This is a genomic window from Paenibacillus camerounensis, assembly GCF_000723885.1.
In the GTDB taxonomy this organism is placed as follows: Bacteria; Bacillota; Bacilli; order Paenibacillales; family Paenibacillaceae; genus Paenibacillus_AQ; species Paenibacillus_AQ camerounensis.
Map to the genome: position 1 here is coordinate 1 of NZ_CCDG010000130.1, position 4,591 is coordinate 4,591.

Annotated in this window: 3 protein-coding genes; all 3 read left to right on the top strand. The window is 56.4% G+C overall.

The window, feature by feature from the left end; genetic code table 11:
* Window positions 1-171 precede the first annotated feature (171 nt).
* Window positions 172-1,188 (top strand): helix-turn-helix transcriptional regulator, encoded by a 1,017-nt coding sequence (locus BN3772_RS30140; protein WP_052380757.1) that lies wholly within the window; start codon window positions 172-174, stop codon window positions 1,186-1,188.
* 175 nt (window positions 1,189-1,363) lie between these two features.
* On the top strand, window positions 1,364-3,157 hold the full coding sequence (locus tag BN3772_RS30145) for an ABC transporter ATP-binding protein (protein ID WP_042204481.1): 1,794 nt from the start codon (window positions 1,364-1,366) through the stop codon (window positions 3,155-3,157).
* The coding region (locus BN3772_RS30150; RefSeq protein WP_042204479.1) for an ABC transporter ATP-binding protein at window positions 3,141-4,591 on the top strand (1,451 nt) is incomplete at its 3' end. The genes BN3772_RS30145 and BN3772_RS30150, both read left to right, overlap by 17 nt.

Below are 4,591 nucleotides of genomic sequence, written 5' to 3' on the forward strand. Positions count from 1 at the left end.
AGTGCCTCTCATTCCGGCCGTTGCGGCGAAAAGGGCAGGATGCCTTACAATACAGCTACATTCAGAGTACCCGCGGGTACTCTTTTCTTTTTGCAGCGTCCCATTAGTTTTCATTGATAATCATTCTCACTATCCTATATAATTAGCCATAACAAATAGGGGGCGAGCAATATGGTTAACCATACTGGCAGCATTAGCGGCCATGAAACGATAGATGCGCACAAAACGCTGGTCTGCGATGGCTACGAGCATACATACCGTCTGGACGGAGGTCATTTCGAGATCATCCCGCCGGGGAATCTGGGAAGCGGAAGCTGCAAAAGCCTGCTCAGCCAGGGACATATCCAGATGACGGATTTCAACCTTATGTTTAACCGCGATATTGAGGCGAACGGTGAGTTCAAGACCCCGCGGACGGAGCTGGTTTTTTGCCTGGGGGACGGAATTGAATGGGGGACCTCGCTTACAGGGGATGCCTTCGCTATAGAGCAGGATGAGATTGCGCTGCTGCACGGGGGCGGGAGAACGGAGAGCTGCCGTTATGTGCGGGATGCACGATACCGGTTCCTAAGCATTGACATGAGTCCGGAGCATTTCGGCCGGATGACGGAGGGGCTCGGCGGGGACGGGCGGCTGGGGCTTATCGGCAGTGACGGCGCTATTTTTGCCAAAAATAAAATCACACCGGCGATCCGCCTGCTTCTGGCGCAGATTGCAGACTGTTCGTACAGCGGCGGGGTGCGGAAATTGTATCTGGAAGGTAAAATGCTCGAGCTGTTCGCCGTATATCTCAATCAGTCGTTCTATGAAGCAGAGCGGATTCCTGCGGGAATCAAGCTGTCCAAGGAGGATATCCGGAGCCTTCATCTGGCAAAAGAGCTGCTGCAGCGCGATTACGCCCAGCCACCCACACTGGCCGGCTTGTCCCGCCTGGTCTGCCTGAATGAGTTCAAGCTCAAAAAGGGCTTCAAGGAAATGTTCGGCTCGACGGTGCACGCTTATGTAATTGAGCAGCGGCTGCAGCATGCCCATCTTCTGCTGGAGCAGGGCAGGATGAGTGTGAGTGAGACTGCAGCACAGGTAGGCTACGGAAATATCAGCCATTTTGCAGCGGCCTTCCGTAAAAGATTCGGATCCAGCCCCGGAGAATATGCTCTCTGCAGCCGCAGACAATCCGCCAGGGGGTAGCGCAGAGACAATGAATTACTCCTGAATTGAGCGTTAATGCTCCCGTAATGGGTAGTACCGGAGGCAGCGGCTGGCCTACACTTGTTCACAGAGAATCATTCTCAATGCACTTCTTGCGGATATATCTCTGAAGATTGGGGGAGAAGCTGTGGGCGAGACCAAAACCAAAACAGGCATGATGAGGCTGCTGGAAATTGCCGGTGAGAAAAGAGGGCTGCTGCTCTGCTCCGGGCTGTTCTCATCTGCCAGCGCTGTGCTGATGCTTGTGCCTTTTATATCGGTATATTTCATTCTCGCCGAGCTGCTGCGCCATGCTGCCGCACCCGGCGGCATAGACGGGAAAACGATGATCTGGTGGGGAGGCGTGGCGCTGTGCGGATTAATCCTGGGGCTGATTACCTCTTACTGCGGCATTATGTGCTCACACCTGGCCGCTTTCCGGATTCAGTACAATTTGCGCATCAGGATGACAGAGCATCTGGGCAGGCTGCCGCTCGGCTATTTGAACGGCACCTCCACCGGAGCTGTCAAAAAAACGCTGGAGCAGAACGTGGAGAAGGTGGAAACCTTTATCGCCCACCAGCTTCCCGATCTCATCAGTGCGGCGGTGACTACCGTGCTGATGATCGGCATCATGTTCTGGCTGAGCCCGCTGCTGGCGGTTGCTTGTCTGCTGCCGATTGTGCTGGGCTTTGTCATTCAGGCTTCGCTGATGGCGGGCGGCAAGGGCCAGGACAGGGCCAGAGAGTATCATGAATCGCTGGAGCAGATTAACGCCTCTGCCGTGCAATATGTGCGGGGAATGCCTGCGGTCAAGGTGTTTGGCCAGACTGTGCATTCGTTCCGTAAGTTTTATGCCGACATGGTTAGCTACCGTGACAGATGCCTTGAATTTACAGACCGTTTCCAGAATGGTTACATTGCATTCAAAACGCTGCTAGCCTCCCTGTTCGTCTTCATTCTGCCGGCAGGTATCCTGCTGCTGCGGCGTGAGCCGGAATCGCAGTCTGTTGCTTTGCTGCTGCTGTTCTTCCTGGTCATGGCGCCGGGTGTATCCGGGCCGCTGTACAAGCTGCTGATGCTGGCTTCCAGCACCCGTGATATTGGTGAAGGGGTGCGGCGGATGGATGACCTGCTGTCCCGCCGGCCAATACCCGAAACGGCAGCTCCACAATTGCCGCAAGGCTATACTATCGAATTCGCTGAGGTGAGCTTCTCTTATCATGAGGACGGGGCTGGCGGCGAAGCGCTGAAGAATATATCCTTCCTGGCCGAGCAGGGAAAGGTTACCGCGCTGGTCGGCCCTTCCGGCTCAGGCAAATCGACAGTTGCCAGCCTGGTGCCGCGCTTTTGGGACCCGGGTGCCGGGGCTATTCTCATCGGAGGTGTGGATATCCGCAGTATGGCGATCCATCAGCTGATGGATACCGTGGCTTTCGTATTTCAGGAAACGTTCCTGTTCTACGATACGCTGTATGAAAATATTGCGGTAGGCTGCCCCGGTGCTACACAGGCTGAGGTTGAAGCCGCAGCCCGGGCAGCCCAGTGCGATGATTTTATCAGCCGGCTGCCGCAGGGCTACCAGACGCTGATCGGCGAGGGCGGCGTTTATCTGTCTGGAGGCGAAGAGCAGCGGGTTGCCGTAGCCAGGGCGATTCTCCGGAATGCGCCTGTGCTCGTGCTTGATGAGGCGACTGCTTTTGCCGATCCGGAGAACGAGCATAAAATGCAGCTTGCCCTGAGCGAGCTGATGCGCGGCAAAACCGTGCTGGTTATTGCGCATAGACTGTCTTCCATTCGTGATGCCGGGCAGATTCTTGTGCTGCAGGACGGAGAGATTGCCGAGCGCGGTGATCATGATGCACTGGTTGCACGTAACGGCCTGTACGCAGGGATGTGGCGGGCTTATCTTGGCGCGGATGACTGGCAGCTGGAACGGGGAGGGGCAGAGCATGAAGGTACTGCATAATATTACAGCCGGCAAGCCCCGGCAGCTGCTGAAGCCGGTGCTGTTTTCACTATTGAGCAATCTGGCTTCCGTATTTCCGTTTGCACTTGTAATTGAAGCGGTCCGGCTGATATTTGAGCCATACATAACACCGGGAGCTGTACTGCAGATTGAGCGGCTATGGTGGCTCTGTGCCGGACTGGCAGGAACGGCCCTGCTCATATTCTTGAGCGAAATCCCCGCTTACCGTGCTGCTTACCGCGGCGCCTATAATGTTGCTGCCGAGGGCAGAGCCGGACTGGCCGAGCATCTGCGCAGGCTGCCGCTTGGAGTTCTGTACCGCCGCGATCCGGGTGATCTGGCCAACATGATGATGGGTGACTTTACTCTCGTTGAGACAGGAATCTCCCATCTGCTGCCGCAGCTGGCCGGCGCTTTTGTCCTTCCGGTCTTTGCGCTGGCCGGTATGCTGCTTCTGGACTGGCGGATGGCGCTCTCCATGTTCGCGGCGCTGCCGGTTGCCCTGCTGCTGATACTCCTGACATCCAGACTGCAGCGCAGGCTCGGCAGCTCGCATATGCGGGCCAAGCTGAACGCAGCCAACCGGCTGCAGGAATACTTGAACGGTATCCGCGTTATGAAGGCATATAATCTGACCGGGGAGCGTTTTGCCCGGTTAGATACGGCATTCAGAAGGTTGATGAAGGAGAGCATCCGGCTGGAGGGGATTCTAGGTCCTGTCGTACTAACGGCAGTCGGTCTGCTCCGGGCAGGCCTGCCGCTGCTGGTGTATGCCGGCGTCCAGCTGCTGCTGGGCGGAAGTCTTGGTGTCCTGCAGTTTGCCGTGTTCCTTATTGTTGGTACGCGCATCTATGATCCGCTGACCTCCGCATTGACTAATTATGCGGAATTTCGTTATAACGAGCAGGCCGGAGAACGGATTGTCAAGCTGCTGCAGGAGCCGGTGATGACCGGGGACACCGGGCCGCTACCGCCCCACAACACGGTTACCTTCGAGAATGTATCCTTCGGCTATGGGGAGACGAAGGTCCTTAATAATCTGAGCTTTGTCCTGCCGCAGGGGGCGTTAACAGCAATTGTTGGTCCTTCAGGCAGCGGAAAAAGCACCGTTCTGCGGCTGATCTCAAGGTTCTATGACCCGGATGAAGGTGCTGTTTACCTGGGCGGCCGTAAGCTGAGCGGCATTGATCCAGAGCATCTGCTCAAGGCGGTTTCGGTTGTCTTTCAGGATGTGTACCTGTTCCAGGATACGATTGCGAATAATATCGCGTTCGGACGGCCGGGCGCAACCCGCGAGGACATTATCCGGGCGGCTACAAAGGCACGCTGCCATGATTTTATCAGTAAGCTGCCGCAGGGCTATGAAACGCCGGTTGGTGAGGGAGGGAGCACGCTCTCCGGCGGTGAGAAGCAGCGGCTGTCCATTGCCCGGGC

Excerpts from the sequence above, each read along its gene's own strand:
- BN3772_RS30140 (WP_052380757.1), top strand. The coding sequence starts at position 172 with ATGGTTAACCATACTGGCAGCATTAGCGGCCATGAAACGATAGATGCG.
- BN3772_RS30145 (WP_042204481.1), top strand. The coding sequence starts at position 1,364 with ATGATGAGGCTGCTGGAAATTGCCGGTGAGAAAAGAGGGCTGCTGCTC.